Origin of the sequence: Citrobacter sp. KTE30, assembly GCF_000398825.1 — a bacterium.
Lineage (GTDB): Bacteria > Pseudomonadota > Gammaproteobacteria > Enterobacterales > Enterobacteriaceae > Citrobacter > Citrobacter freundii.
Window position 1 is genome coordinate 665,540 of sequence record NZ_KB976055.1, and the last position, 26,819, is coordinate 692,358.

Below are 26,819 nucleotides of genomic sequence, written 5' to 3' on the forward strand. Positions count from 1 at the left end.
TTACTTATGTTACGGAGTTATTTATGCCTCTCGCTTTATTTGCACTAACAATTAGTGCCTTCGCTATAGGCACTACTGAGTTTGTGATTGTTGGTCTGGTGCCGACCATCGCTCAACAACTGGCGATCTCGTTACCTTCCGCCGGGATGCTGGTTTCCATCTATGCGCTGGGTGTGGCGATTGGCGCACCGGTACTGACCGCTTTGACCGGACGCCTGCCACGTAAACAGTTACTGGTTGCGCTGATGGTTCTGTTTACGGCGGGGAATTTGCTGGCATGGCAGGCTCCCGGGTATATGACACTCATTGTCGCTCGTCTGCTGACTGGGCTGGCACACGGCGTATTCTTCTCGATTGGTTCTACCATCGCGACAAGTCTGGTGCCAAAAGAGAAAGCGGCCTCCGCCATCGCTATTATGTTTGGTGGCTTAACGGTGGCGCTGGTAACCGGCGTGCCGCTGGGTACGTTTATTGGTCAACACTTTGGCTGGCGCGAGACTTTCCTTGCGGTATCAATGTTAGGCGTGATTGCACTGATCAGTAGCCAGCTGTTGATCCCCGCCAACATTCCCGGTCGTGCAGCCGCCAGCATTCGCGACCAGGTGAAGGTGCTGACTCATCCCCGTCTGCTGCTGATTTATGCCGTTACGGCACTGGGCTACGGCGGTGTATTCACGGCATTCACCTTCCTGGCACCGATGATGCAGGATCTGGCGGGATTCTCTCCGGCAGCAGTAAGCTGGATCTTACTGGGTTACGGTGTTTCAGTGGCTATCGGTAATATCTGGGGTGGTAAGCTGGCGGATAAGCATGGTGCCGTTCCTGCGCTGAAATTCATTTTCGCCGCACTGTTTGTTCTGCTGATGGTTTTCCAACTGACGGCTTCTACGCAGTATGCCGCGCTGGCTACCATCCTGGTAATGGGGATCTTTGCCTTTGGTAACGTACCGGGGTTGCAGGTCTACGTGGTACAGAAAGCGGAACAATTTACGCCTAATGCTGTAGATGTGGCGTCAGGGTTGAACATTGCGGCGTTTAACATTGGCATTGCACTGGGTTCAGTGATTGGTGGACAAACGGTCGAGCATTATGGTCTGGCGCAGACGCCGTGGATTGGCGCACTTATTGTCCTGGTTGCTTTCCTGCTGATGGGACTCAGCGGTCGTCTTGATAAGCCCGCGCGCGTTGCTTTGGGGTAAATCATTGATGTAAGCGCCCACTTACAAAACAAACTGCAATTGTTCGTTGAAAGTGAGTGCTAAAATCCCTATAACAGAAGAACCAGTCCGGCTGCGGACTGGTTGACGTTACAGAGGTTTGAAAGTCTAAAGTGCGAAAAAACACCTATGCCATGCGTTATGTTGCCGGACAACCCGCCGAGCGGATTTTACCGCCGGGGTCGTTTGCGCATATTGGCCAGGCATTACCCGCAGGCGTTCCGTTAAGCAGTGAAGATCGCATTCGCGTGCTGGTATGGAATATTTTTAAACAGCAGCGCGCAGAATGGCAGTCGGTGCTGAAGAATTTTGGCAAAGATGCACATCTGGTGTTATTGCAGGAAGCACAAACCACGCCAGAACTGGTGCAGTTTGCGACCGCTAACTATCTTGCTGCCGATCAGGTTCCGGCCTTTGTGCTGCCTCAGCATCCCTCTGGTGTCATGACGCTCTCTGCTGCTCATCCTGTTTACTGCTGTCCATTGCGCGAGCGTGAGCCTATTTTGCGGCTGGCGAAATCGGCGCTGGTGACGGTGTACCCGTTGCCTGACACTCGGCTGTTAATGGTGGTGAATATCCACGCGGTTAACTTTAGTCTTGGCGTTGATGTCTATAGTAAGCAGTTACTTCCCATTGGCGATCAGATTGCTCATCACAGCGGTCCGGTGATCATGGCCGGCGATTTTAATGCCTGGAGCCGTCGACGGATGAATGCGCTGTACCGCTTTGCGCGTGAAATGTCGCTGCGCCAGGTTCGCTTTACTGACGATCAGCGCCGCCGTGCGTTTGGTCGCCCTCTCGATTTTGTGTTCTATCGCGGTCTGAACGTGAGTGAAGCCTCTGTGCTGGTCACCCGCGCATCCGATCACAACCCGCTACTCGTTGAATTCAGTCCCGGCAAACCTGAACAATAACGGTGTGTCAGGTCTGCCATAGGGCAGGCCTGTGATGGTTGCCCTTCACTTCATATTTCTCAACAACCGAAGGACAACACCATGACAACACGCTCTCACCATGACAACGTCGAAAAACAGTTTGGCTCTCAGGCTAATGCCTATTTAACCAGTACGGTGCACGCCTCTGGCCGTGACTTGCAACGTCTGGGGGAAAGGTTGTCGGCATTTCCACAGGCTCGCGTATTGGATATGGGATGCGGAGCAGGGCACGCCAGCTTTGTGGCCGCGCAACACGTAAAGCAGGTCATGGCTTATGATTTATCGTCGCAGATGCTTGAAGTGGTTGCTAAGGCGGCAAAAGACCGAGGTCTGGATAATATCGCTACACGGCAGGGGTATGCTGAAAGCCTGCCATTTGAAGATAACGTATTTGATGTGGTGATTAGCCGCTATTCCGCGCATCACTGGCATGATGTCGGGCGCGCGCTGCGGGAAGTGAACCGCGTTCTGAAGCCCGGTGGTGTACTGATTGTGATGGATGTGATGTCGCCTGGCCACCCAGTACGTGATATCTGGTTGCAAACCGTGGAGGCGTTACGCGATACCTCACACGTACGCAACTATTCCAGCGGAGAGTGGTTGTCGTTAATCAATGACGCCAATCTGATTGCCGATACCTTGTTAACCGATCGTCTGGCGCTGGAATTCAGTTCGTGGGTGGCGCGGATGCGTACGCCTGCAGCGTTGAGCGACGCGATTCGTGCCTACCAACAAAGTGCTTCTGCACAAGTGAAAGACTACTTTGCGTTACAGGAAGATGGCTCGTTTACCAGCGACACGATAATGGTTGAGGCACATAAAGCGGGATAAATAAAAAAGGCACTGGGGGGAAACCAGTGCCTTCATTTCTACAATGCTATCAGGAGTCCGGCATGTCGTTGTTTTTCACAAACAACGTTAGCTGATCGCCTGGCTGTAGATTATTCGTATCGCTGTTCCAGCGCATCACATCCTTGATGTTAACCCCGTGGCGTTTGGCAATACTCGAGAGCGAGTCGCCTTTACGCACACGATAGGTGATGCTATCGCTGTTGTTCGCCAGTCGCTGTGCGCTGCTACCAGCGCCCACCGTCAGATTCTGGCCTACTTTCAGCGACGACCCGCGCAGATTATTCCACTGCTTAAGGTCATTGATGCTCACGCCAAGACGTGAAGCAACGCCAGAAAGCGTATCGCCAGAGCGAACTTTGTAGCTACGGCTGTTCAGCGGCGTGTTATCCGCGACCAGCGTTGACTGCACGGCTGCAATTTCGCCTGAAGCCAGAGACTCACGCAGCTTCTCTGCATGCTTCTTTGGCACCATCACATATTGCGGGCCGCTGGCACCCAACGTGGAACCTTTCACGCCTGCATTGAAGGTCTTCAGCTTGCTGACGGAAATGCCCGCCATATCGGCAACCTGAGCCATCTCAACCGGGCTACTCAGGCGAACACGTGCCAACGCGCGGCTTTCGTCTGTTGTTGGCAGACGTACGCCATAGCGTTTGCTGTTTTTGAGTATATCGCTCAATGCCAGCATTTTGGGCACGTATAGCTTCGTTTCCTGAGGCAATGGCAACGACCAAAAGTCAGTGGGTTTACCACGAGCTTTGTTCGTTTTGATTGCCTTCATGACACGACCTTCACCGCTATTATAAGCAGCAACGGTCAGCAGCCAGTCGCCATCAAACATCTTGTTCAGACGCTGCATCATGTCCAGCGCGGCGGTGGTGGAAGCCACAACGTCGCGACGTGCATCATAACTGCGGGTCTGTTTTAAACCATAATTGCGCCCCGTGCTCGGAATGATCTGCCAAATACCTGCGGCATTGGCGCCAGACGTTGCGTGAGGATCAAAAGCGCTCTCCACTATGGGTAGTAGTACCAGTTCCATAGGCATGTTACGTTTCTTAACCTGCCCGGCTATCCAGTACATATACGGCTCTGCCCGTAAAGTTACATCGTGGAGATAGCTCTTATTGCGTAAATACTTCTGTTTCTGTTCGCGAATCCGGCTGTTTTCCGGAATTCCCATCTTTAGCTCGTCACCAATGAAAGCCCACAAATCTTGATCAGCAGCGATAGATGTTCCGTCGTCCATCCATCGCGCCTGACTTGTAAACTTTCCTGCTTCCCCTTGACCAGCTGCAGAAAGGCTCTGTGCGTGTTGTTGGACGTTACCAGTATTCTGGCACCCAACAAGCAGGACAGAGGCGAGTAATATCGCTTTTGCCTTCATGTGTGTGTCAATAGTTGCTTAAAAGACGACCGATCATAACGGCGAAGTTTTCAAAAGGCAACCCGGAATTGTCAGAACGTATCTTTCTTTGACCTTAACCAGGCAAAACGCTCCTCAGGTTGTTGCAATATTGTTTCTTTGTTAATTTCATTAATTAAATCAATATCTTCCGTTCTTAAAAAAAGATTATTTCGCCGCTCATTTTTCAGAATTACGGGTAGTGTCATTTGTTTTTTTACGCGTAACTCATTAACTTTACGATAATATTCATTTATGAACGAATCGTGCGGGAGAATGCTTAAGGCAAACTTCATGTTTGCTAATGTGTACTCATGTGCGCAACAAATTAATGTATCGTCAGGAAGGGCGTTTATTTTTTTAAGTGATTGATACATTTGGGTCGCTGTGCCTTCGAAAAGTCGACCGCAACCGCCAGAAAAGAGTGTGTCACCACAAAATAAGTAAGGATGGCTAAAGTAACAGATATGTCCTAAAGTGTGACCCGGAGTAGCAATTACCCTAAATTCATGCCCCAAAACGAGTGCAATATCGCCATCTTCGACTATGTGTGTCGTTCCCTTATCTTGCGTTTCAGCCGGTCCGTATACCACTATTTGTGGGAAATGCTGCAGAAGTTCTTTCACTCCGCCCACGTGATCCTGATGATGATGGGTTAGCAGAATGGCTTCAGGCACCCAGTTATGCTCTGCAATGGCTTTCAGAACAGGAGCCGCTTCACCCGGGTCCACAATCAGACAATGCTGGTCATTATTTGACAAGACCCAGATGTAATTGTCCTGAAATGCAGGAATACTGTTAAGATTCATATATTACCTCTCAATGCGTAACGGAAGGTTGTGATGAAACCGGCAAGGATCCCTCAAACTGTCGTAGCGCCCGTTAGCTGGGATGATCTGCCCTGGGGCGAACACTATCGTGAGGCGCTGGAGTATCAGCTTAACCCGTGGTTCGCAAAAATGTACGGTTTTCATCTGCTTAAGGTTGGTAATTTAAGCGCAGAAATCGATTCCGAAGCGTGCGCGGTTTCTCATCAGGTAAATGTTTCTTTGCAGGGTTCTCCCATGCAGGTGACGGCCGATCCTTTGCATCTTCCCTTTGCCGATAAGTCCGTGGATGTCTGTTTATTGGCCCATACGTTACCGTGGTGTTCCGATCCGCATCGCCTACTGCGTGAAGCCGATCGCGTGTTGATTGATGACGGTTGGTTGATTTTGAGCGGCTTTAACCCGGTAAGCCTGATGGGTTTGCGTAAACTGGTGCCCGTATTGCGTAAGACATCGCCCTATAACAGTCGGATGTTTACCCTCATGCGTCAATTGGACTGGCTATCATTACTGAATTTTGAAGTGCTGCACTATAGTCGTTTTCATGTTCTGCCCTGGAATAAGAAGGGCGGGAAAATGTTAAGCACCCATATCCCCGCGCTGGGCTGTTTACAGTTGGTGGTTGCGCGCAAGCGAACCATTCCGCTTACACTCAACCCGATGAAACAAAATAAAAGCAAAACGCCTATCCGTCATGCCGTTGGCGCGACCCGGCAATACCGTAAACCGGACGCTTAAGCCTCAGTCTGATACCCAATATCATCCTGAGTCGGGCTCATGGCCGCGGTGCGCGCAAGCTCATCGCAGCGTTCGTTTTCCGGATGGCCCGCATGGCCTTTAACCCATTCCCATTTGATTTGATGAGGGCCCAAAGCGGCATCGAGACGCTTCCACAGATCGACGTTCTTCACTGGTTTTTTATCTGCTGTTTTCCAGCCACGCTTCTTCCAGTTGTGGATCCACTGCGTAATGCCCTGGCGCACATACTGGCTGTCCGTGCTGAGTATCACTTCACACTGTTCTTTCAGGGCTTCCAGCGCAACGATTGCTGCCATCAGCTCCATGCGATTATTAGTTGTAAGGTTGTAGCCTTCGCTAAAGGTTTTTTCGCGCCCGCGATAGCGTAAAATCGCCCCATAACCACCCGGTCCTGGATTTCCCAGGCAAGAACCATCGGTGAAAATTTCTACCTGTTTAAGCATCTCTGGTAGACTTCCTGTTTTAGCAAATCGAAATCAAACGATAAGTCTGACATAAATGACCGTTATGAGCACTGGAATTACACGACAGATCGTCCTCGATACCGAAACCACCGGTATGAACCAGATTGGCGCCCACTATGAAGGCCACAAGATCATTGAGATCGGTGCGGTTGAAGTGGTGAACCGCCGCCTGACCGGCAATAACTTCCATGTTTACCTGAAGCCGGATCGGCTGGTGGACCCGGAAGCGTTCGGCGTACACGGAATCGCAGACGAATTCCTGCTTGATAAACCCACGTTTGCTGATGTAGCCGACGAATTTCTCGACTACATTCGCGGCGCGGAGCTGGTCATCCATAACGCATCGTTCGATATCGGTTTTATGGATTACGAATTCGCGAAGCTCAAGCGGGATATTCCGAAGACGAACGAATTCTGCAAAATAACCGATAGCCTGGCGCTGGCGAGGAAAATGTTTCCTGGCAAGCGAAACAGCCTTGATGCGTTGTGCTCGCGCTATGAGATAGATAACAGTAAACGAACCCTGCACGGCGCATTGCTTGATGCCCAGATTCTGGCCGACGTTTATCTGATGATGACCGGCGGGCAGACCACGATGGCGTTCTCAATGGAAGGCGACAGCCAGCAGAGGAATGACACGGGGATCCAGCGTATTGTGCGCCAGTCCAGCAAACTACGTGTTGTTTTCGCCACTGATGAAGAGTTAGCGGCCCATGAGTCACGCCTTGACCTGGTGCAGAAGAAAGGCGGAAGTTGCCTCTGGCGGGCATAGTTTGTACATTTACCGTATGAAAATGGCCATTCGGGTGATTTTTGCAGCAAACGATTAAAAAACGTGAGAAAAAGCGTTGACGAGGTGCGAGGCAATCCGTAATATTCGCTTCGTTCCCAAGCGGAACACAACGCGGAGTGGTAGTTCAGTTGGTTAGAATACCTGCCTGTCACGCAGGGGGTCGCGGGTTCGAGTCCCGTCCATTCCGCCACTATTCAGAAAGCCTGAATCAGAAATGATTCAGGCTTTCGTCGTTTTAATCACTGCAAAATATTATCTATCGTTTTACCATCAAAAAAATCAATAACTGACCGCGCGGTATGGATACCTGTCTGGTGGTAAGATTCAACCGTCGCAGCGGCGATGTGTGGGGTCGTGATAATATTTCTGGAATGTAGCAGAGGGCTGAATTGTGGCAAAGGTTCATGCTGAAATACGTCGAGGGCGGAAAACACATTCCTTTCATCAATCACCTGCAACAAAGCGCGTTCATCGATTAATTTCGCACGAGCCGCATTGATGAGCAGGGCACCATTTCTCATCATAGAAAGGTATTTGTGACTGATAAAATTCTCTAAGGATGATGTATAAGGGAGAAGCACGACAATGACGTTGGACTGCATGAAGATGTCGTCAACCGACACAAACTTAACAGCCATTTTTTCAGCTATCTCATGATCCGGGTTTTTGTCGTACGCGAGAATTTCAATCTCGAAGCCGGACAACCTCTTAACCAACGTTTTGGCAATATTCCCAAAACCTAATAATCCTACCCGTTTACCATTTAATTCATTTCCCAGCGAGTATCCCCAATAGCCGTTTTGCATGTCCATATGATTACCGGGAATATTTCTCAGACCAGAAAAGATAAGGCCAATGATAAATTCGGCGACAGCGTTGGCATTGATGCCTCGTGCATTATTAACCACAATGCCTGATTTTTTTGCCGCGTCAGTATCTATATTATCAACGCCGGTACCAAATCTTGAGATGATTTTCAGTTTTGGTAGAAGAGAAAACACACTGGCGTCATAGCAATCCGTTCCGGCAATGACAGCATCAATAGATGCCCTCAACTCATCTGATTCTGATGCGATAAGATGATTCACACTGTTCTTGAAAATGAGATTATATTGGTTATCGCGCAATAATTTGCAACCGGTTACACAACGAGCCGAAAAACTGGAAACGGTGATTAATACATTTTTCATATCTGTTACCTCGTACCTGAGAACGCCATCAGGTTGTGATGGCGTAGACCGGTTACAATAAAAATGACACAAGTTATGAATTTACTTTAACGCCGAGAGCACCTCCTGGATGAAATAAACCAAAATCGGTTCGGGTAAACTGCTTGAGTTCTGACAGCGTGAGGGCTACCGCATCTCCCACGACAAGAACAGCCGTAGAAGAGCAGGATGGAGCAAGACCTAAGGTGTCGGCTTCACTTTTTACGGGTATTTCAATCGATAAATCACAGCAGATAGCCAGCGACGAATTGTGGCTTCGGGTAAATGAGACCAGAAAATTTTTCATTTTTTTCAGACTTGGTAGCGTAGCTAACAGTTCTGCTGTCTCACCACTATTGGATATCAAAATAACAACATCTTCACTGGTAACCATGCCCAGATCGCCATGAACAGCCTCTGTTCCATGAATAAAAAAAGAGGGGGTACCGGTGCTGGCAAATGTCGCTGCCAATTTTTTTGCAATAATTCCTGATTTTCCTACGCCGATAAAGACAACTTTCCCGCTACAGGATTGCAGTATTTTTACAAGATTTGCGGTTTCTGAAAGCGGTGCATTAATAATTTCCTCAACTGCTTTTTGCTCATTTCGCATAAATCCTTTAATGAGTGAGATGACCTCAGTATTATTCATGTCTGTTTTCCTGATTAATTTTATCAATAACGTAAGCCACCCGAGATAAGCCCTGGTATAGTTTTTCCCTGCTGCAAGCCAGATTTAACCGTAAATAGTTTTCCCCACCTGGTCCATATACGTTGCCTGCCATGATCCCCACTTTTCCTTCATGAATTAACATGGCGTAGAATTTTTCGAATGAACAACTGATGTGTGAACAGTCTATCCATGCAAAATAGCAACCTTCAGATTCTCTGAGTTTCAGAGGTGAAAGATTTTCTTGAACATAATGAACAGCAAAATCAATGTTTGACTGAAGGTGTGACTTCAACTGTTGTAACCATACATCACACTCATTGTAGGCAACGATAGTGGCAATGATATTCAATACCGAAGGTGAATTCACAAAATCCCGATAACGAGTTATCACCCTGAATTTTTCATTAAAGATAATGTCAGGTGCGATAAGATACGAGCCCGTTAGAGCAGGGACATTAAATGTTTTTGAGATAGAGTTAAAAACAACCGTTTTATCGTAGTGCAATTTAAGTGCAGACGTAAATTTATGGCTAAAAGCGAAATCACTGTGGATCTCATCGGATAACAGCCAACAGTTATTTTTTATACATATCTCTGAAATTTTAATTAACTCATGCTCAGACCATACTTTTCCTGTTGGATTATGTGGATTGCACAATAAAATTACCTTTGCATGTTTTGCTCTGGCATTGAAGTCGTTCCAGTCTATGCCATACCGGCCATCATCATTTTTAATCAATGTTGAAGTGAGTAATTTTCTTCCACTATTTTTGATAACATCAAAGAATGCATTATATGCTGGAGTGAAAGTCAGAATGCTATCTTCAGGTACAGTTAATAATTCTAGCGCTTTGGCGATTGAGTACATCACACTCGGACTATAAGTAATCCAGTTAGCATCAATGACCGTATCATATTTCTGACCATACCAATGGCATATCGCGTTGAGATATTCGCTATGTTGCCAGCGACTATACCCGAGGACAGGATGTTCCAGTCTTTTCTGTAGCGCTTTGGTAATTGCTTGTGGTATGGGTAGATCCATATCAGATATGGAAAAAGGAATAATATCGTGTACACCAAATCTGTCTTCGCAGAAGTCCCACTGCGTGCAGTAAGTTCCTTTTCGCGAAATAGGCGTGTTAAAAATATCCATCAACATAACCCCATACATTTATCCATATCTTTACGCAAGGCGATGACTTTTGTACCAATAATGACCTGTAAGGTATTTTTATCGAGTTTGACAATTGCGATCCCTCCCTGCTTTTTAATGGCAGCTTCATCAATTGCTTCTATATCTTTGATTGTTAGCCGTAAACGTGTAACACAGTTATCCAGAGAGATAATGTTTTCTTTTCCTCCGAGAGCCGTAATCATATTCTCAGCGGTGCTGGCGTCTGTATTTCTATTTGCCACTGGTTGGACAGTCGGTGTTATCACATCAGCTGTTGTTGCAGATGGAACCATGTCACTGTCTTCTCTGCCAACAGTCATTAAGTTGTATTTTAGAATGGCCCATTTAAATACCATGTAATAAATGAAAAAGTAGGCGATTTCTACACAAACAGCCACTGGCCATCCAGTTCTTGCACCCCGTAATACGCCAAAGCTTATAAACTGAATCAAATCGCCGGTGAATCCCATTTTCACGCCGAGATACGGTAAAAACATATTTGCGAAGCCATTCATAAAGGCATGGAATACAAATAAGACAGGACTGACAAACAGGAATAAAAATTCAATCGGTTCGCTAACACCGCCAATAATCACAGTCAGCACCGCAGAGATTAATAATGCTTTAATAGCCTTGCGATTTTGTACATGAGCAGTCTGATACATAGCAAGAGCCGCACCTGCTAAACCATACTGGATCATGAGCTTACCTTGTTCCATTTTTCCGGCAAGGTCTAAGGGAATGACGGCGTTTTCTTTGACGTAGGCCATAAACATATTGAGAGTGCCGTAGTACTCCTCGCCGTTGATGATCGCTGATCCGCCAATCGGCGTAAATCTGAATACAGATGTGACTAAATGATTTAGTCCGAAGGGAATCGTTACGCGCTCTGCAACGGCATAGAAGAAGTAACCTACCGGACCAGAGGTGGATATCCAATGGCCGATTAACATAAACATGTTAAAGAAAGGAGGCCAGACAAAAGGGATTATGATGCCGAAAACACTCATGACAACTAACGTAATGATAGGAACAAGGCGTGGGCCACTATAGAATCCCAACGACTCTGGGATACGCAGATTGACGATCCGTTTGTACATGGCGAATACCATCAACCCTGCAACGATTCCCCCCAATACGCTGGTATTGTATGACTGAATTCCCAGAATAATAGTTTGTCCATGTGTGGACATCTGATCTGTGGGGACGAGCAGACCGTTACTTTTAAGATAAAAATTTGTTCCCAAATGCATTGCCATAAACCCGACCAGGCCGGAAAATGCGCCATATGCTTTATCTTCTTTTTCTTTCAACAGACCCAGTGGGATGGCGATTGCAAATAATACCGGTAAATTAACAAAAGCGAATAAACCCAGGCTAACAATAAAATCTAAAAATGATTTAACAACAGGGTACCCTAATACAGGAATTAATTTAGCCATTTCCTCGCTGGCTAATCCACTTCCCAGGCCTAACATCATGCCGCATACGCTTAGCAGAGCGATTGGATACATAAATGCCTTACCCAGGCTCTGAAAAAAACTCCAGGCTTTTTTCTGTTTCATATTAACTGTCTCGTGATAAGGTGAAATACAATCAGTCCATCAATACCTTAATGCGAATTGAAAGATACAACTTTTCTTCCATCGCCAGTTCATAGTTAAACTCTGATTTTAAATACTCTTCTATTTTTATAATAGAATGTTGCAAGATTAAATCTTTCTCCAGAAAATGTTCATAGATATCACCGATGTCTTTATTCTTTATCTTTTCGTTGCATAGCACCCGACAGGAGAAATATTTTAAATGGGTCATGAAACGTGAGTAGTTGAATGCGTTACGATCTACTCTTTTCTCGTAAACTTTTTCAATAATATCTGTGATTTTTTGTGAGAACTCTATAGTCCTGAGAGATTCATAGTTGGAGGTGTTTTCATAGTTATTCAAAATATGTAGAGCGATGAAACCAATCTCATCATCCGGAAGTCGGATGTTAAAATGCTCATTGACGATGGATAAAGCATCCCGACTAATAGCATACTCTGACTTGTATAATGCTTTTATCTCATCAAGGAATATATTATTGATTTGGATGCCAGCAGCGCATCGAGAGACTGCATTCGAAATGTGATCGGCAAGAATGAGTAAAAGCGATGGGTTCAACTTTTTGTCAAGATTTATCTCCGCATAACGGACTATGTTTTCAGATACAAAAATATAATCAATATCTACTCTCTCTATCAGTTTGTATAATTTTCCTTTTTCTTCATTTCTGACATAAAAAAATCGATTAGCAGGATGTGGTGGAACAGACATGCCATTTTTTCTGTTGTAACCTACGCCAGGGCCAGAAATGATGACTTCCTGACCATTCATCGATGCCAGCACACAATTATTGTTCATGACTTTTTCGATGATCATTTCATGGCTCCAAAAAAAAAGGCAAGACAAGTAAGAAGTAATAATCACTTCAAACGTTGTCTTGCCTGATTTAACAGTTACAAGATTACTCACTGATGTGTATACCCTACACAGGATTATCTTAAATAAATGAGATGCATGTCCTGTTTTGGGATTAGCATGACAAATTTAAGATGCCAGCCACACATACAACACACTAATAATTCATGTGGTGAATTCATGGGTGGGATATATAATATTTTCCTATGTATAGTGTTGTTCGTCCTTCCTTCAGCAGTGTGTAGGCAATTACTCGCTTAGCGTCTGTGCGATGTCTTTTTGCACCTGCTGGCGCTGTTCTGGAGTCAGCACTTTGTTCAGGTCAAAATAGTATTTCACGCGATAATAACGCGCCTGCTGTTCGATGTTGCTGAATGCCGAAAGCTGTTTTTTGACGGCTGCTTCATCCCACTTCCCGGACTTGATGACGTCAATCAACGCGCCGTCTTTAACATCCTTCACCGAAATCTGGCTTACGTTGGTTTCAAGCTGCTGGTGCAGTTTTTTAATCTGCGCAACCTGGTCAGTGCTCAACTTAAGATGTTGTACTATCGGATCCTGGGCTGGAGCCGGAACATTAGATGTGGTTGCTGCAAGCGTGCTAAAAGAAGCGCCAGCCACGGTAACTGCCAGCAAAGTCATGCGTAAGAAGTTCTTCATGTCGAGATCCTGATAAGGGAATTATTAACATTGTCAGTCACTCGCTGGTTACGAGTGATTATCTTTTGCAGGATACGATGCCCACCGCATGTCGCCACGCGAATTTGTTTTGCGGTTGGTTACGGAGTGAAACAATCCCGCCACGGAAAAACGTTGTGCAGCGGGAGTTAAGGCGATAGTTATAGCGTGAACGGGTCGGCGTCCTGCCAGGCGGGAAATTTCTCGCGATATTCACGCAGCGCTGAGAGAGACAGTTCTGCGTCAATGCGTGTGGCCTGATGCGGCTCGGCGGTGGCGATAATCTCACCCTGCGGATTAATCACCCGGCTGTCACCGCGATAATGATGCCCGTTACCGTCAGTGCCCACGCGGTTACATCCTGCTACATAAGCCTGGTTCTCAATCGCTCGTGCGGCGAGCAAAACCTGCCAGTGTAGCGAACGCGGCGCAGGCCAATTGGCAACATACAACGCAAGGTCGTAATCGTTGCGATTGCGCGACCATACCGGAAAACGCAGGTCATAACAGACCAACGGCAGAATGCGCCAGCCGCGCCATTCAACAATAACGCGCGTGTCACCCGCCTGGTAATGCTGGTGCTCATCCGCCATGCGGAACAGATGGCGCTTGTCGTAGAAATGCACATTACCTTCGGGTTCAACCAGCAAAAAACGATTCACCGGCCCCCGTTCAGACTGTATCGCCGCGCTACCTGCTATCAGGGCATTTGTCTGCTGCGCTTTGCTACGCATCCAGCTTACAACTTCTTCTTGCGACAACGATTTATTTGCCGCTTCCATGGCAAATCCGCTGGTAAACATCTCAGGCAATACAATGACATCACGTCCGGCGACGGTTTCCAGTTGTCGGTCAAAATGGCGCAGGTTGGCCGGGCCATCCATCCAGATCAATGGTTGTTGCAGCAGAGTAATTTTCAAACCAGGCACGATCGAGGCTCCTCGTTGAACAACATTTTGACACTGTAGCATGAGCATTAATGAAAATGTGGCAATAAAAAGCCCCGCATTAAGCGGGGCTAAACGTCGTGCGAGTGTCGTTATGCGGCTTCGACTTTACGCACTTTCTCTGGCAGCTTTACCGGCTGAGTCGCCAGCTCCTCGGGTTCAAAGTCATCCACGTTGATACTGCGCAGGCGGCTCGCTTCGGCTTTCACCAGAATCGCGGCTTCATCTTTATCAATCAGCCCTTTCGCCAGCGCATTGTGCGCCAGTTCGTCGAGACGGGTAAATGGCAGGTTTTTACCCAACTCTTTACAGATCCGCTGGTGGATTGGGTCGGCTGCAATCACGTCCAGCAGCGCCTCTTCCAGCAAACCAACCGGGTTATGCTCGCTTGGCGTCAGATATTGACCGCGACCAATACGAGAACGAGTAGCGCTTGGAACCTGCAAAATCTTCGCGACTTTATGATCCAATTTGTCAGACGGTGCATGGTAGTGGCGACCGGTAGGGAAGATAACCACATTCAGCAAGCCCGCGACCAGACGGTTCGGGAAGTTCTTCAGCAGATCGTCCATCGCCTGTTCCGCTTTGTACAACGCATCCTGAACGCCCCAGTGAACCAACGGCAGGTCCGCTTCATGACGGCCTTCGTCGTCATAACGCTTCAGCACCGCGGAGGCCAGATACAGCTGACTTAACACATCGCCCAGACGTGCGGAGATACGTTCACGACGCTTCAGACTACCGCCCAGTACAGCCATCGACACATCTGAAAGCAGGGCCAGGTTGGCGCTCAGACGGTTCAGGTGCTGGTAGTAACGTTTGGTCGCATCGCCAGTTGGCGTGCTGCTGGTTAAACCACGCGTCAGGCCAAGCCAGAAGCTACGCACTTTGTTACTGCCGACGTGACCGATGTGTTTGAACAGCAGCTTGTCGAACGCATTCACATCGTTACTCTGTGCCGCAGCCATCTCTTCCAGAACATACGGATGGCAGCGAATCGCACCCTGACCGAAGATCATCATGCTACGGGTCAGAATGTTGGCACCTTCAACGGTAATAGCGATTGGCGCACCTTGATAAGCACGGGCGAGGAAGTTGCTTTCGCCAAGCATAATGCCTTTACCGCCAGTGATATCCATCGCATCGATGATTGACTGCTGTCCGCGGTGGGTGCAGTGATATTTCACGATGGCCGACAACACCGCCGGTTTTTCACCTAGCATAATGCCGTAGGTAATCAGTGATGCTGCAGCGTCCATCACGTAGGCGTTACCGGCAATACGTGCCAACGGCTCTTCAATACCTTCCATCTTGCCGATAGAGATTTTGAACTGGCGACGAATGTGCGCATACGCGCCGGTGGCCATCGCGACCGATTTCACGCCGCCCGTCGAGTTAGATGGCAGGGTAATACCACGTCCCACAGACAGGCATTCCACCAGCATGCGCCAGCCCTGACCGGCCATTTTCGGACCACCGATGATGTAATCAATTGGTACAAACACATCTTTGCCCAGTGTCGGACCGTTCTGGAACGGCACGTTTAGCGGGAAGTGACGACGCCCAATTTGTACACCTGGCGTTGAGGTTGGGATCAGCGCACAGGTAATGCCAAGATCTTCTTCGCCACCCAGCAGTTTTTCCGGGTCGGAGAGTTTAAATGCCAGACCCAGCACGGTAGCGATAGGCGCCAGCGTGATATAGCGTTTGTTCCAGGTCAGGCGCATACCCAGCACCTGCTGGCCCTGCCAGTCGCCCATACAAACTACGCCGGTATCAGGGATCGCGCCTGCGTCGGAGCCGGCTTCCGGGCTGGTCAGAGCAAAGCATGGGATCTCCTGACCGCGAGCCAGACGCGGCAGGTAATGATTTTTCTGCTCTTCGGTGCCGTAATGTTGCAGCAGTTCGCCTGGGCCTAATGAGTTAGGCACGCCAACGGTGATTGCCAGGATCCCGGAAACGCCGGAGAGTTTCTGTAGAACGCGAGCCTGAGCATATGCTGAGAATTCCAGCCCGCCGTACTCTTTCTTAATGATCATCGCGAAGAAGCGGTGTTCTTTCAGATATGCCCACAGTTCCGGCGGCAGATCCGCGAGCTCGTGAGTGATCTGGAAGTCGTTCGCCATGCGGCACGCTTCTTCCACTGGACCATCAATAAACGCTTGCTCTTCAGCAGTCAGATGCGGCTGAGGATAGTTATGCAGTTTTTTCCAGTCAGGCTTGCCCTGGAACAGGTCACCTTCCCACCAGGTCGTACCGGCATCAATCGCTTCTTTCTCAGTACGCGACATCGGCGGCATGACTTTACGGAAACCGCGGAACACCGGTGCAGAGATCATAGATTTGCGCATCGGCGTAAAGTTAAACGGTACGAGAATAATGGCCAGAGGAACCAGCAGCCAGACTGACCACAGGCCAGCCACGCCAAGCGCGGCCGTCCAGGCGAGCAAAATTAAGCTGCTGAGGAATAAGCTCACGCGGTGATAAAACAGAACGCTGAGCAGAACAACCGTAGCGATAATACTCAAAATCATCATAACGAAAAGCTCCCTTGCTTGTAGGAGGTCTGACCACTTGTGATGATATGGTTGTAGTGGATGTAAATTCTTTTAGCAATGTGTTTACAAAATAATTACAACAAAGCTCACATTGTTGCTGTTTTAACCGGCACAAAAAATCAAAAGCCGTAACCATTCCTGTGGCTTGTACTTCTCGCTGGTAGCGCTATCCGGTACACTGCACCTTGTCATTTACATTCATGCTGAAGGATATCCTCATGTACCAGGATCTTATTCGTAACGAACTGAGCGAAGCGGCGGAAACGCTGGCTAATTTTCTTAAAGATGACGCCAATATTCACGCCATTCAGCGCGCGGCGGTCCTGTTGGCAGACAGCTTTAAAGCCGGCGGTAAGGTACTCTCTTGCGGTAACGGCGGTTCCCATTGCGACGCGATGCACTTTGCCGAAGAGCTGACCGGACGCTATCGTGAAAACCGTCCTGGTTACCCTGCTATCGCTATCTCTGACGTCAGCCATATCTCCTGCGTCAGCAACGATTTCGGTTACGATTATGTGTTCTCTCGCTACGTAGAAGCCGTGGGGCGTGAGGGAGATGTCCTGTTAGGCATCTCGACTTCGGGTAATTCCGGTAACGTAATTAAAGCGATTGCCGCAGCGCGTGAGAAAGGGATGAAAGTTATCACCCTGACCGGTAAAGATGGCGGCAAAATGGCGGGCAGCGCGGATATCGAAATTCGCGTGCCGCACTTTGGCTACGCTGATCGTATTCAGGAAATTCATATCAAAGTGATCCATATCCTGATCCAGTTGATCGAAAAAGAGATGGTTAAATCATAAGAAGACGATTGCCGGATGGTGGCTGAAGCCGTATCCGGCCTACATGAGCGCCACGTAGGCCTGATAAGCGCAGCGCCATCAGGCAGTTCACGGTTTTAAGGTAGGTGATGTATGTGCGAACTGCTCGGGATGAGCGCCAATGTGCCAACCGATATCTGCTTTAGCTTCACCGGGCTGGTCCAGCGCGGCGGAGGTACCGGGCCGCACAAAGACGGCTGGGGTATTACGTTTTATGAAGGTAAGGGCTGCCGTACGTTTAAAGATCCGCAACCCAGCTTTAATTCGCCTATCGCCAAATTGGTACAAGACTATCCCATCAAATCCTGTTCCGTGATTGCCCATATTCGTCAGGCGAATCGTGGAGAAGTAGCGCTGGAAAATACCCATCCATTTACCCGTGAACTATGGGGACGTAACTGGACGTATGCCCATAACGGGCAACTCAGCGGTTATAAATCACTGGAGACCGGTAATTTCCGCCCGGTCGGTGAAACCGACAGCGAAAAAGCCTTCTGCTGGCTGCTCCACAAGCTGACGGAGCGTTATCCGCGCACGCCTGGCAATATGACGGCGGTGTTTAAATATATCGCGATGCTGGCAGGAGAACTGCGGGAGAAGGGCGTCTTCAACATGCTGTTGTCTGACGGACGTTATGTGATGGCCTTCTGCTCGACCAATTTGTTTTGGATCACGCGTCGTGCGCCGTTTGGCGTGGCGACATTGCTGGATCAGGATGTGGAGATTGATTTTAGCTCAGAGACCACACCCAATGATGTGGTCACCGTGATTGCCACTCAACCGTTAACCGGCAATGAAACCTGGCAAAAGATTATGCCAGGCGAGTGGGCATTATTTTGTCTCGGGGAGCGTGTAGTTTGATGCCAGTTGCGGCTGAACGACTTCGTGGCTCAACGGCTTGCTGACGACGTAACGACCATCGACGACGGAAACGGTCGGTGGCTTACGCGTTTGTTCAAAGTAATCGTATCCCGGTTTTAGCTGCGACCAGAACTCTTTGTAATACGAGAACTTATGGCGCTGCATGTTGGCATCGGTCATGCGGAACGGGTAAATGCTCACCTGTACGCTGGATTGTCCGAACACCAGAGCGCCGGTCACAAACTGGAAAATCTCATCAATGCCGTTGTCGGTCATTGCGTAGCAGCCGACGGAAACACAGGCGCCGTGGATCATCAGGTATTTACCTTCATAACCGTGGGCGCGATCGTAGGCATTAGGGAAACCAATGTTAATCGCTTTATAGAAGCGGCTATCCGGTTTCAGCTGTCCACGCTGAACGCTGTAAAATCCTTCCGGACTTTTGAAATCACCCTGACGCTGTTTCGGCCCTAAGCCACCGGAATAATTACAGATCTTATAACTGTCGAGCAATTGATACTGTTCGCCCATCTTGACGTACAGATCCAACGTTCGCTCTTCTTTGAAGATCTGGATATAAACGGGGGAGCCCATTAATTGCTGCTTATATTCTTTGCTGACAGGCGTAGTCGGGCTGCTGCTGCTCAGCAAACCGGCAAATGAAACGCACGGCAATAAAAGCATCGCAAGAAAAAATGCGATTTTACGCATACTGCTTATTCCTTGATAAAACGATCACACACGCCAGGACGGCAAAAGAGTCCCCAAATCGGATAAATCTGGATCTGGAGCGCTCACATTATCACCCAGAGAGTTTTTCGCAAGTCTCTCTTGCTGCGTTTACACTTTAGATTTTCTTTATACGGATAATTGTGCTTAAAGGCAGTCAGACACTGGCTTGTTTTGCTGGTTAGCACACTGCATTTCGTCTTATTAGTGAAGAATGTCTATTCTATTGAATTTAAAAAATTAATTATTTAATAATCGAATATTAAAAAGGAATGATGGGCAATAGCGGTAGACTGCGGCGAACGTGTTTGACCAGGTATTCTTCTTTTCATGTTTTTTGTCTCTGCACCCCGTTGCTTCTTGCCGGGTCTGCTGTCTTTGTGTGTTGTGCTGTCTTTACCGTCTGTCGCCAAAGTTCAGCCCCACTTATCTGACGCCCATGTAAGCTATGCGGCGCACTTGCGGATGCGTAACCGCGCCCGGCTGCTGAAGCAGTATCACGCGCAGGTAAAAAAGCAGGCAAGCTACGTGGTGGAAGGCAACGCAGAAAGTAAAAGCGCGCTGCGCCAGCAGAACCGGGCGCTGATTAAACAGCACCCGGAGTGGTTCCCTGGCCCACTAAAAGCCAGCGACCATCGCTGGCAGGAACTGGCTGAGAATGATCATTTTCTCAGTAGCGATCATCTACACAATATCACTGAAGTGGCCATCCACCGACTTGAGCAACAGCTCGGTAAACCCTATTTGTGGGGCGGTACCGATCCGGATGAAGGGTTTGACTGTAGCGGGCTGATTTTTTATGCCTACAACAAAATCCTGGCGGCAAAATTGCCCCGGACAGCGAATGAAATGTATCACTATCGACGGGCTACTATTGTCGCTAACCGCGATCTTCGCCGTGGTGATTTAGTGTTCTTTCATATTCACAGCCGGGATATTGCCGATCATATGGGCGTCTATTTGGGGCAGGGACAATTTATTGAATCACCACGGACAGGAGAAACAATTCGGGTGAGCAATTTATCCGATGACTTCTGGCAGGATCATTATCTAGGCGCTCGTCGTATTCTTACGGAAAATACGATTCTGTAATCAAAAAGGCGGTGTAATGACACCGCCTCGGCAGGCGTTAACTTAACGCCCCCATGATCTTTAATTCCAGTTCATCCGGAACTTCGTTATAAGACAACACCTGTAGGCCCGGGGCAAACAGGCGCGCATAGCGCGCGAGCAAAGGACGTAACTGCGGTGCGACCAGCAGCACAGGCTCTTTCCCCGCCGCTTTCATCTGTTCTTTTATCTGCGGCATATTGGTCTGAAACTGATTCAGCATATTGGGATCGACCGGCACGCTATCCAGCACCACTTTTCCACTTTGCTGAGCCTGATTCACCACATTCGCCAGCAGATTCTCCAGTTCACTGTTCAGCGTATATACGGCCAGCTCATCTTTGCGCACAAACGGGTGGGTAATGCTGCGACGGAGCGCCAGGCGCACATCGGCCGTTAACAAAATATGATCTTTGGTCACGGTGCTACTGGCGACAAGTACGGTGGCTATGGTGACGATATCGCGCAATGACACACCTTCGATAAGCAGCGCCCGGTACACTTTCAAGAGCTGGCTGTAATTCAGCGCTGCGCTCAAATCTTCCGCCAGACGTGGCGCCATAGAAGAGAGGCGGTTATGCAACTGCGTAATGTCATCGTAATTAAACAGCTCTGGAATATAGTTACGAATGATCTTATTCACATGCGTCGCAATGACGCTGGCACTATCAATAACCTGGTACCCCATATTTAACGCTTTAGCTTTTTGCGCCGGAACAATCCAGGTGACCGGCATACCATAGGCTGGATCGTGGCCTAAAACACCGTCGATCTCGCCATAGGTTTCACTGGAGGGCAGCGCCATCAGCTTATCTGTGGGAATATCGGCCTCATCGGCCTTGATCCCATTGATAAAAATGGCGTACTGGGTCGGTTTAAGGCGGAAGTTTTCGCGGATGCGAATTTCCGGCAGCAGTACGCCGTTCGTGTCTGAGATCACCTGTCGCACACCGCGAATGCGTTGAGTGAGCGGATTCCCTTTGGATTTATCGACCAACGACACCAGCTTATATCCCAGGCTCAGGCTGATAGGTTCTATTAAGGGGATAGTTTCCCAACTGACCTGCTGCTCGGTGGTTTCAGCGATGGTTTTGGTCAGCGTTTCGAGATTTTTCTCTTCGGTCTCAGCCACCTTCGGTCGCTTGCTCATGCGCCAGGCGGTGAATCCCAGCAGGGCGCTGAAAATCAGGAAGGGGAAATGCGGCATCCCCGGCACCACTGCCAGCACAAACATAATGCTGGTGGCGGTATACAGCACGGAGGGGCTGGCCAGCAGTTGGCTACGCACGTCCGTGGCAATATCGCCGCTGTCGCTTACGCGGGTGACGATGATCGCTGCAGCTGTCGACAACAGCAGAGAAGGGATCTGGGCGACCAGGCCGTCACCGATGGTCATCAGGACGTATTGCTGGAAGGCGGCTTCGGCGCTTAAATCGTATTTAAAGATCCCGATACAGACGCCGCCGATCAGGTTGATAGCCAGGATCATCATCCCGGCGATGGCATCGCCGCGCACGAACTTTGACGCACCATCCATCGCGCCATAGAAATCCGCTTCGCCCGCTACGTCTTTACGTCGCGCTTGCGCCTGCGCCTGATTAATCAGTCCTGCGTTCAGATCGGCGTCGATCGCCATCTGCTTACCGGGCATGGCGTCCAGCGTAAAGCGGGCAGAAACTTCGGAGATACGCTCCGCACCTTTGGTCACCACGATAAAGTTAATGATCATCAGAATGATGAACACCACAAAACCGACGACAAAGTTACCGCCGATCACCACCTGACCGAAAGACTCAATCACCTTACCGGCAGCGCCTGCGCCCATATGCCCATGCAGTAACACCACGCGTGTTGACGCCACGTTCAGGGTCAAGCGCATTAAGGTGGTGATCAGCAAAATGGTCGGGAACAGACTGAATTCGAGCGGGCGTTTTGCGGAAACGGCCACCAGCAGCACCATCACCGCCAGCACGATGTTAAAGGTGAACAGAATATCCAGCAGGGCCGGTGGTAACGGCAGGATCACCATCGCCAGGATACACAGTATGACCAGCGGAATGCCGATGTTACCGTTACGCAGCAGCGCGAGGAATTGTTTAGTTGTTTTCGGCATCCAGTTTAAGAACCTCTTTTGGAATGGAAATATGTCTGTTCAGAGAAGGGCGGGTTTGGGAACCATCACGCCAGTGTTTCATTTGCAGTACATAGGTCAGGACGTGTGCAATCGCCCGATACAGTTGAAATGGGATCTGTTGATTCACCTGGGTGGTGTAATAAACGGAGCGTGCCAGCTTAGGAAACTCAACGATTTCAATATTGCTTTCTGCCGCTACCTGCCTGATATACAGCGCGATTTCATCGGTGCCTTTGGCAACCACGAAAGGCGCTGCGGCGCGTGACTGGTCGTACTGTAGCGCCACGGCATAGTGGGTTGGGTTGGTGATCACCACATCGGCTTTTGGCACAACTTTGCGAATTTGCCCCATCGCCATTTGCCGTTGCAGGCGACGGATCCTGGCCTTAACCTCGGGTTTACCTTCTTGATTTTTATACTCTTCTTTCACTTCCTGTTTCGTCATCTTCAGCCCTTTGGTGAACATTTTTTTCGCCAGAGGGACATCGATCACCGCAAAGAAAACAAACAGGATGACAAAGTTGCGCATGATGCTGCTGTACAGCGCCAGACCATCGCTGATGGCCTGTTTGAAATGAAGCTCTTGTAAGCCGAGAAACGCGGCAACGTTATTGCGTACGCTGATCCATAGCATCACCAGCAGCACTATCGCTTTGAGCGTCATCTTGCCGGTATCCACCAGATGATCGGTGGAAAACAGGCGACCAATCCCTTTTATCGGGCTTAATTTGCTAAAGTCCGGCAAAATTTTCTTCGGCAGGAATAGCCAGCCTCCCGGAACAAGTGAGGCAAACAGCGCGGCAACCGGCATGGGTAACAGCGTCAGGATGAATTTCCCCAGAATCAGCAGATGGTGTTCAAGGAACTGACCGATGATGTCCGGGTCATTAATGTTCTGCGCGTACTGATGCACGCTGATAAAGCTTTCACGCACGAAATCTTCGTACCAGGGAAAGCTGCTGGAGATCACCATAAACGCGGCAAACAGACTGGCGGCAAGCCCCATATCTTTTGAACGCGGTATTTGTCCCTCTTGTCTGGCCTTGCGAAGTTTTTGCGCCGAGGGTTTTTCTGTTTTTTCTTCGCTACTGTTATCCGCCATAGTGCCCCTTCAGCGCGTCAAGCTGCTGTAAGACGAAATTCGCCAGGTGCAAATAGTGGTCGGGCAGGTTGTAAAGCAGAGTCGCAAAGCAGATCAGGCCCGCCAGCATGTTAATGGGAAAACCTAATGAGTACAGGTTGAGCGGTGGCGCAATACGGTTTAGCAGACCAAAGCAGCCCTGAACAATCAGCATGATAAAGGTTGTCGGCAGCGCCAGCAGCGTGGCGGCAGCGAATACCCAGCCCAGCGCCAGAGAAATCGTGCGCAGAGATTGCGGATGCAACGCATTGCCAATCGGCCAGTAAGTAAAGCCTTTGAATAAAATGCTCACCAGCAGCAGATGCCCATCCATGGCAAAAAACAGTATCACCGCGTAGATGTTGATCATTTCCGCCAGTACCGTCGTTGACGCGCCGCTGCTGGGGTCGTTCATCACCGCCATGCTCATCCCCATATTAAAAGAGAGGATTTGGCCCGCCAGTTGTAGCGCTAAAAATAAAAACTGCAGCATCAGGCCGAAAAGCATTCCCCACAGAAACTGCTCCGTGGTCAAAATAATACTGTTCATCGACAGCAGGCTGGTGGGCACCGGGTGGGGGATAAGCGGTGTAATGATAAAGGCCAACGCCAGTGACAAAATAATGCGTATACGTATGGTCAGCGCGGCATTATCCAGTACTGGTGCGTAGTGAATAAACGCCATAATGCGTACGAAGGGAAACCACATTCCCAGTATCAGATTACTTAACTGTGTAATATCGGTTTCGCGCATGTCAGTGCACCAGAATGGCGGCCTGAGTGAACAGATGCACGCAGAGATCGCTCAACTGGACGATCATCCATTTTCCGCAAATACCCAATACCGCGAGGGTGACGATTAGTCTGGGTAAAAAACTAAGTGTTTGTTCGTTAATCTGCGTCACAGCCTGAAAAATGCTGACCAACATACCGACCAGCAGGCTGGGAACGACCAACACACAGACTAAAATGATCACAACTTTTATACCGCTGGCAACGATGTCTGCGGCTACATCAATGGTTAGCATGTCTGATCTCCGTTAGCCCAGTCCCAGACCGCGAATGCTGGAGGTCAGCGTCCCAACGGTCAGCGCCCAGCCATCAATAAGCACAAACATCATCAGCTTAAAGGGCAGCGAAACGATCAGCGGTGACAGCATCATCATCCCCATCGCCATCAGTACGCTGGCGACGATCAGGTCGATCACCAGGAACGGAATGTAAATCATAAAACCTATCTGGAAGGCGGTTTTGAGTTCGCTTAGCACATAGGCGGGAACGATAATGGAGAGATCCTGATCGACTGCATTCCCTTTCGCGTTGGCGATCTCCATGATCTGCGCAATCGCTTTTTTATTGGTCTGCGCCAGCATAAAGCGCTTCAATGGCGAGGCGGCCGTGCTTAGCGCGTCGGGGAGCGTGATTTGATCGTTTTCAAAAGGGACAACGGCATGATCGTAAATGTTGATCCAAATTGGGCGCATCACCAGCATGGTTAACGACAGCGCAATGCCAATCAATATGCGGTTCGGCGGCGTTTGTTGCAGCCCTAACGCCTGACGCAGCAGGGAAAGAACAATAATAAAACGGGTAAAACAGGTCATCATCAGCACCAGGGTAGGCAGAATGCCCACCAGGGTCATCAGGATCAGGACCTGGATTTTTACGCTGTACTCCTGGCTATTTCCGTGCGAAATCACATTCAGCAACGGGATATCTCCCCCTTGCGCGCAGGCAAAGGGAGAAAGGATGAGTAACGAGATACCCAGTAAGAGCGTGAGTGTTGGCGCGCGTTTCATGGTGCAAGGTCGTTGATTTCATGCGTGTTGAATTCAAGGACGCGCAGGCCATATTTTTCGTTAACCACAACCACTTCAGCCTTACCTAGCAGGATATTATTGACCTTGATATCCAGCGGTTCACCGGCGAGTTTATCCATCTCAATGACGGTGTCGTCATCAATGTTCAGGAGGTCGGCCAGCATCACCTCCACGGACGAAACTTCCAGCGTTAGCGTGACCGGAATACGTTTGAGTAATGACATCGACTCGGAAAAACGGTCTTCTAAACGCGCCACCAGCTTTTCTGTAACAGACGGTGCGGGTGGCGTAGTCGCTTCGGGGGCTAACTCGAAACCTTGCTCTAAAATATCTTCTGGCTTACTCATAGGATTTCTCCGTCTTGCTCGTTAATTCGGACAAAAACAATTTGTCCTTATCCTCTACGATCAGGGCATTAAATAATTCGGATTTCCCGATATACACAGGGAAAGTATCAGGCATCGCAATCGGTAAAATATCGCCGGGTTTAATCGTCGTCAGGTCGGCAACATTCAGCGGAATTTCTGCAATCTTCACGTTCATGGTCAGCGGCAGCGTATGGATAATTTCTTTGATCAGCGTTTTTTTACGCGTCTCGGCGCTGGCTTTATCAATCTGCTTTTTTTTCTCGCCGTGCTCGCTATGGCGGATTAAATTCAGAATGTAATCGGTATGCGAATCGTCCAGTAAGATGCGGAAACTGCAATTCTCATCATCACCTAATACAAATGTAAGCTGATAAGCCCAGTGGGTTTGTATGGTGCTGCTGTCGGGTTTGAGTGTCAGTGGAATACCGGATATATTTTTATTAAAAATGATATTACAAATATCCAGCGCCAGTCTGCTTCGCAACCGGATTTCTGTTTTGGTTGGTAAATCATCCTGTGACTTCTCGTCGGCGAGAGATGATGCCAAACCATAAAAGTTACCTAATAGCATTAACAATAATGCGCGGTCGATATCAAAGGCCAGATGCCCAACCTGAGAAACTAATAATTCCGCACTTTTATTGATAACATCCATCTCGCAGTGTATTTTTTTAAGTGTTATATTTGTGCGATGTTTTTTCAGGAAGTAGTTTCCAAGATGTGATTCAATTGTATCAAAACTTCCCGTAAACATAGTCGGCAGACGATGATATGGACGTCCAAGCCGGTTTCCTTCAAGTTTAAAGATTCCGGGCGTTTGACTATATTTCAGCATGGTACGCTTTCTCAGCTGTAATTTCTGGGGCGGTTGAATTGATATCAAATCCCGCGGTTATCAAAAGAAAT

At 48.8% G+C, this 26,819-nt stretch carries 26 protein-coding genes, 1 tRNA gene and 2 pseudogenes; 9 read left to right on the forward strand and 20 right to left on the reverse strand.

Annotated elements, in window-relative coordinates; translation table 11 throughout:
* The first annotated feature begins 23 nt into the window (after positions 1-23).
* The 3 genes from WC1_RS19635 to WC1_RS19625 all read left to right on the forward strand — a co-directional run bounded on the left by WC1_RS19635 (position 24) and on the right by WC1_RS19625 (position 2,983).
* Positions 24-1,199: an MFS transporter gene (locus tag WC1_RS19635; RefSeq protein WP_003838907.1), complete on the forward strand. Its 1,176-nt coding sequence runs from the start codon at positions 24-26 to the stop codon at positions 1,197-1,199.
* Positions 1,200-1,330: 131 nt separating this feature from the next.
* Positions 1,331-2,131: an endonuclease/exonuclease/phosphatase family protein gene (locus WC1_RS19630; RefSeq protein ID WP_003031427.1), complete on the forward strand. Its 801-nt coding sequence runs from the start codon at positions 1,331-1,333 to the stop codon at positions 2,129-2,131.
* An 81-nt stretch (positions 2,132-2,212) separates the two neighbouring features.
* Positions 2,213-2,983, forward strand: a complete 771-nt coding sequence (locus WC1_RS19625) for a class I SAM-dependent methyltransferase (RefSeq protein WP_003843864.1) — start codon at positions 2,213-2,215, stop codon at positions 2,981-2,983.
* Between the two features lie 49 nt (positions 2,984-3,032).
* On the opposite strand, the gene mltD is transcribed toward WC1_RS19625, so the two are convergent.
* Both mltD and gloB read right to left on the reverse strand, forming a co-directional pair.
* Positions 3,033-4,391: a murein transglycosylase D gene (gene mltD / locus WC1_RS19620; protein WP_003031421.1), complete on the reverse strand. Its 1,359-nt coding sequence runs from the start codon at positions 4,389-4,391 to the stop codon at positions 3,033-3,035.
* 71 nt (positions 4,392-4,462) lie between these two features.
* A complete protein-coding gene (gene gloB / locus WC1_RS19615) occupies positions 4,463-5,218 on the reverse strand; it encodes a hydroxyacylglutathione hydrolase (protein WP_003031418.1) in 756 nt (251 codons plus the stop codon).
* 33 nt (positions 5,219-5,251) lie between these two features.
* On the opposite strand from gloB, the gene WC1_RS19610 reads away from it, so the two are divergent.
* Positions 5,252-5,974, forward strand: a complete 723-nt coding sequence (locus WC1_RS19610; RefSeq protein WP_003031413.1) for a class I SAM-dependent methyltransferase — start codon at positions 5,252-5,254, stop codon at positions 5,972-5,974.
* On the opposite strand, the pseudogene rnhA reads toward WC1_RS19610, so the two are convergent.
* A pseudogene (gene rnhA, locus WC1_RS19605) lies at positions 5,971-6,549 on the reverse strand (ribonuclease HI). The gene WC1_RS19610 and the pseudogene rnhA sit on opposite strands and share 4 nt — an antisense overlap.
* Between rnhA and dnaQ the strand changes: the two are divergent.
* Together dnaQ and WC1_RS19595 are read left to right on the forward strand one after the other, a co-directional pair.
* Complete coding sequence (gene dnaQ, locus WC1_RS19600; RefSeq protein ID WP_003031410.1) at positions 6,503-7,231, forward strand: DNA polymerase III subunit epsilon; 729 nt, start codon at positions 6,503-6,505, stop codon at positions 7,229-7,231. The pseudogene rnhA and the gene dnaQ sit on opposite strands and share 47 nt — an antisense overlap.
* A gap of 134 nt (positions 7,232-7,365) precedes the next feature.
* Positions 7,366-7,442 (forward strand) — tRNA-Asp (locus WC1_RS19595).
* A 49-nt stretch (positions 7,443-7,491) separates the two neighbouring features.
* Here WC1_RS19595 and WC1_RS19590 read toward each other — a convergent pair.
* From WC1_RS19590 to fadE, 9 genes and pseudogenes are all read right to left on the reverse strand, one after another.
* A complete protein-coding gene (locus WC1_RS19590) occupies positions 7,492-8,442 on the reverse strand; it encodes a phosphoglycerate dehydrogenase (RefSeq protein ID WP_016149587.1) in 951 nt (316 codons plus the stop codon).
* A gap of 73 nt (positions 8,443-8,515) precedes the next feature.
* The gene (locus WC1_RS19585; RefSeq protein ID WP_003843858.1) at positions 8,516-9,112 is read right to left on the reverse strand and encodes a KpsF/GutQ family sugar-phosphate isomerase; all 597 of its coding nucleotides are present in this window, start codon (positions 9,110-9,112) and stop codon (positions 8,516-8,518) included.
* Positions 9,105-10,289: a MalY/PatB family protein gene (locus tag WC1_RS19580; protein ID WP_016149588.1), complete on the reverse strand. Its 1,185-nt coding sequence runs from the start codon at positions 10,287-10,289 to the stop codon at positions 9,105-9,107. The genes WC1_RS19585 and WC1_RS19580 overlap by 8 nt, the downstream gene beginning before the upstream one ends.
* The gene (locus WC1_RS25105) at positions 10,289-10,630 is read right to left on the reverse strand and encodes a PTS sugar transporter subunit IIB (protein WP_369707388.1); all 342 of its coding nucleotides are present in this window, start codon (positions 10,628-10,630) and stop codon (positions 10,289-10,291) included. Before WC1_RS25105 ends, WC1_RS19580 begins: the two co-directional genes overlap by 1 nt.
* Positions 10,603-11,875, reverse strand: a pseudogene (locus tag WC1_RS19575) (PTS transporter subunit EIIC); the annotation flags it as partial. The gene WC1_RS25105 and the pseudogene WC1_RS19575, both read right to left, overlap by 28 nt.
* A 31-nt stretch (positions 11,876-11,906) precedes the next feature.
* Positions 11,907-12,731: a PRD domain-containing protein gene (locus WC1_RS19570; protein WP_016149589.1), complete on the reverse strand. Its 825-nt coding sequence runs from the start codon at positions 12,729-12,731 to the stop codon at positions 11,907-11,909.
* Between the two features lie 288 nt (positions 12,732-13,019).
* Positions 13,020-13,430, reverse strand: a complete 411-nt coding sequence (locus tag WC1_RS19565) for a Spy/CpxP family protein refolding chaperone (protein WP_016149590.1) — start codon at positions 13,428-13,430, stop codon at positions 13,020-13,022.
* A 179-nt stretch (positions 13,431-13,609) separates the two neighbouring features.
* Positions 13,610-14,377, reverse strand: coding sequence for an amidohydrolase (locus WC1_RS19560; RefSeq protein WP_016149591.1), 768 nt, complete (start codon positions 14,375-14,377; stop codon positions 13,610-13,612).
* Between the two features lie 110 nt (positions 14,378-14,487).
* Positions 14,488-16,932 (reverse strand): acyl-CoA dehydrogenase FadE, encoded by a 2,445-nt coding sequence (gene fadE / locus WC1_RS19555; RefSeq protein WP_003031392.1) that lies wholly within the window; start codon positions 16,930-16,932, stop codon positions 14,488-14,490.
* A gap of 239 nt (positions 16,933-17,171) precedes the next feature.
* On the opposite strand from fadE, the gene lpcA reads away from it, so the two are divergent.
* Positions 17,172-17,753, forward strand: coding sequence for a D-sedoheptulose 7-phosphate isomerase (gene lpcA, locus WC1_RS19550; RefSeq protein ID WP_016149592.1), 582 nt, complete (start codon positions 17,172-17,174; stop codon positions 17,751-17,753).
* A 111-nt stretch (positions 17,754-17,864) separates the two neighbouring features.
* Complete coding sequence (locus WC1_RS19545) at positions 17,865-18,632, forward strand: class II glutamine amidotransferase (protein ID WP_003031388.1); 768 nt, start codon at positions 17,865-17,867, stop codon at positions 18,630-18,632.
* Here WC1_RS19545 and dpaA read toward each other — a convergent pair.
* Entirely contained in the window at positions 18,603-19,343 is a 741-nt protein-coding gene (gene dpaA, locus WC1_RS19540) for a peptidoglycan meso-diaminopimelic acid protein amidase (protein ID WP_016149593.1), read from the reverse strand. The genes WC1_RS19545 and dpaA overlap by 30 nt on opposite strands.
* Positions 19,344-19,691: 348 nt before the next feature.
* Between dpaA and WC1_RS19535 the strand changes: the two genes are divergently transcribed.
* Entirely contained in the window at positions 19,692-20,453 is a 762-nt protein-coding gene (locus WC1_RS19535; protein ID WP_016149594.1) for a C40 family peptidase, read from the forward strand.
* A gap of 37 nt (positions 20,454-20,490) precedes the next feature.
* On the opposite strand, the gene flhA is transcribed toward WC1_RS19535, so the two are convergent.
* The 7 genes from flhA to WC1_RS19500 are packed head-to-tail and all read right to left on the reverse strand — an operon-like array spanning position 20,491 to position 26,748.
* On the reverse strand, positions 20,491-22,584 hold the full coding sequence (gene flhA, locus WC1_RS19530) for a flagellar biosynthesis protein FlhA (protein WP_016149595.1): 2,094 nt from the start codon (positions 22,582-22,584) through the stop codon (positions 20,491-20,493).
* A complete protein-coding gene (gene flhB / locus WC1_RS19525; protein ID WP_016149596.1) occupies positions 22,568-23,707 on the reverse strand; it encodes a flagellar biosynthesis protein FlhB in 1,140 nt (379 codons plus the stop codon). Before flhB ends, flhA begins: the two co-directional genes overlap by 17 nt.
* On the reverse strand, positions 23,697-24,479 hold the full coding sequence (fliR, locus tag WC1_RS19520; protein WP_003843839.1) for a flagellar biosynthetic protein FliR: 783 nt from the start codon (positions 24,477-24,479) through the stop codon (positions 23,697-23,699). Before fliR ends, flhB begins: the two co-directional genes overlap by 11 nt.
* Before the next feature lies 1 nt (position 24,480).
* The gene (locus tag WC1_RS19515; RefSeq protein WP_003838859.1) at positions 24,481-24,753 is read right to left on the reverse strand and encodes a flagellar biosynthetic protein FliQ; all 273 of its coding nucleotides are present in this window, start codon (positions 24,751-24,753) and stop codon (positions 24,481-24,483) included.
* Between the two features lie 12 nt (positions 24,754-24,765).
* Entirely contained in the window at positions 24,766-25,524 is a 759-nt protein-coding gene (gene fliP / locus WC1_RS19510) for a flagellar type III secretion system pore protein FliP (RefSeq protein ID WP_016149597.1), read from the reverse strand.
* Positions 25,521-25,892 (reverse strand): FliM/FliN family flagellar motor switch protein, encoded by a 372-nt coding sequence (locus WC1_RS19505; protein WP_003838856.1) that lies wholly within the window; start codon positions 25,890-25,892, stop codon positions 25,521-25,523. The genes fliP and WC1_RS19505 overlap by 4 nt, the downstream gene beginning before the upstream one ends.
* Positions 25,885-26,748 carry a FliM/FliN family flagellar motor switch protein gene (locus tag WC1_RS19500; protein WP_016149598.1) on the reverse strand — a complete coding sequence of 288 codons (864 nt, stop codon included), beginning with the start codon at positions 26,746-26,748 and terminating at the stop codon, positions 25,885-25,887. The genes WC1_RS19505 and WC1_RS19500 overlap by 8 nt, the downstream gene beginning before the upstream one ends.
* Positions 26,749-26,819: the final 71 nt, after the last annotated feature.

Excerpts from the sequence above, each read along its gene's own strand:
- WC1_RS19635 (WP_003838907.1), top strand. The coding sequence starts at position 24 with ATGCCTCTCGCTTTATTTGCACTAACAATTAGTGCCTTCGCTATAGGC.
- WC1_RS19625 (WP_003843864.1), top strand. The coding sequence starts at position 2,213 with ATGACAACACGCTCTCACCATGACAACGTCGAAAAACAGTTTGGCTCT.
- mltD (WP_003031421.1), bottom strand. The coding sequence starts at position 4,391 with ATGAAGGCAAAAGCGATATTACTCGCCTCTGTCCTGCTTGTTGGGTGC.
- gloB (WP_003031418.1), bottom strand. The coding sequence starts at position 5,218 with ATGAATCTTAACAGTATTCCTGCATTTCAGGACAATTACATCTGGGTC.
- WC1_RS19610 (WP_003031413.1), top strand. The coding sequence starts at position 5,252 with ATGAAACCGGCAAGGATCCCTCAAACTGTCGTAGCGCCCGTTAGCTGG.
- dnaQ (WP_003031410.1), top strand. The coding sequence starts at position 6,503 with ATGAGCACTGGAATTACACGACAGATCGTCCTCGATACCGAAACCACC.
- WC1_RS19590 (WP_016149587.1), bottom strand. The coding sequence starts at position 8,442 with ATGAAAAATGTATTAATCACCGTTTCCAGTTTTTCGGCTCGTTGTGTA.
- WC1_RS19585 (WP_003843858.1), bottom strand. The coding sequence starts at position 9,112 with ATGAATAATACTGAGGTCATCTCACTCATTAAAGGATTTATGCGAAAT.
- WC1_RS19580 (WP_016149588.1), bottom strand. The coding sequence starts at position 10,289 with ATGGATATTTTTAACACGCCTATTTCGCGAAAAGGAACTTACTGCACG.
- WC1_RS25105 (WP_369707388.1), bottom strand. The coding sequence starts at position 10,630 with ATGACTGTTGGCAGAGAAGACAGTGACATGGTTCCATCTGCAACAACA.
- WC1_RS19570 (WP_016149589.1), bottom strand. The coding sequence starts at position 12,731 with ATGATCATCGAAAAAGTCATGAACAATAATTGTGTGCTGGCATCGATG.
- WC1_RS19565 (WP_016149590.1), bottom strand. The coding sequence starts at position 13,430 with ATGAAGAACTTCTTACGCATGACTTTGCTGGCAGTTACCGTGGCTGGC.
- fadE (WP_003031392.1), bottom strand. The coding sequence starts at position 16,932 with ATGATGATTTTGAGTATTATCGCTACGGTTGTTCTGCTCAGCGTTCTG.
- lpcA (WP_016149592.1), top strand. The coding sequence starts at position 17,172 with ATGTACCAGGATCTTATTCGTAACGAACTGAGCGAAGCGGCGGAAACG.
- WC1_RS19545 (WP_003031388.1), top strand. The coding sequence starts at position 17,865 with ATGTGCGAACTGCTCGGGATGAGCGCCAATGTGCCAACCGATATCTGC.
- dpaA (WP_016149593.1), bottom strand. The coding sequence starts at position 19,343 with ATGCGTAAAATCGCATTTTTTCTTGCGATGCTTTTATTGCCGTGCGTT.
- WC1_RS19535 (WP_016149594.1), top strand. The coding sequence starts at position 19,692 with ATGTTTTTTGTCTCTGCACCCCGTTGCTTCTTGCCGGGTCTGCTGTCT.
- flhA (WP_016149595.1), bottom strand. The coding sequence starts at position 22,584 with ATGCCGAAAACAACTAAACAATTCCTCGCGCTGCTGCGTAACGGTAAC.
- flhB (WP_016149596.1), bottom strand. The coding sequence starts at position 23,707 with ATGGCGGATAACAGTAGCGAAGAAAAAACAGAAAAACCCTCGGCGCAA.
- fliR (WP_003843839.1), bottom strand. The coding sequence starts at position 24,479 with ATGCGCGAAACCGATATTACACAGTTAAGTAATCTGATACTGGGAATG.
- WC1_RS19515 (WP_003838859.1), bottom strand. The coding sequence starts at position 24,753 with ATGCTAACCATTGATGTAGCCGCAGACATCGTTGCCAGCGGTATAAAA.
- fliP (WP_016149597.1), bottom strand. The coding sequence starts at position 25,524 with ATGAAACGCGCGCCAACACTCACGCTCTTACTGGGTATCTCGTTACTC.
- WC1_RS19505 (WP_003838856.1), bottom strand. The coding sequence starts at position 25,892 with ATGAGTAAGCCAGAAGATATTTTAGAGCAAGGTTTCGAGTTAGCCCCC.
- WC1_RS19500 (WP_016149598.1), bottom strand. The coding sequence starts at position 26,748 with ATGCTGAAATATAGTCAAACGCCCGGAATCTTTAAACTTGAAGGAAAC.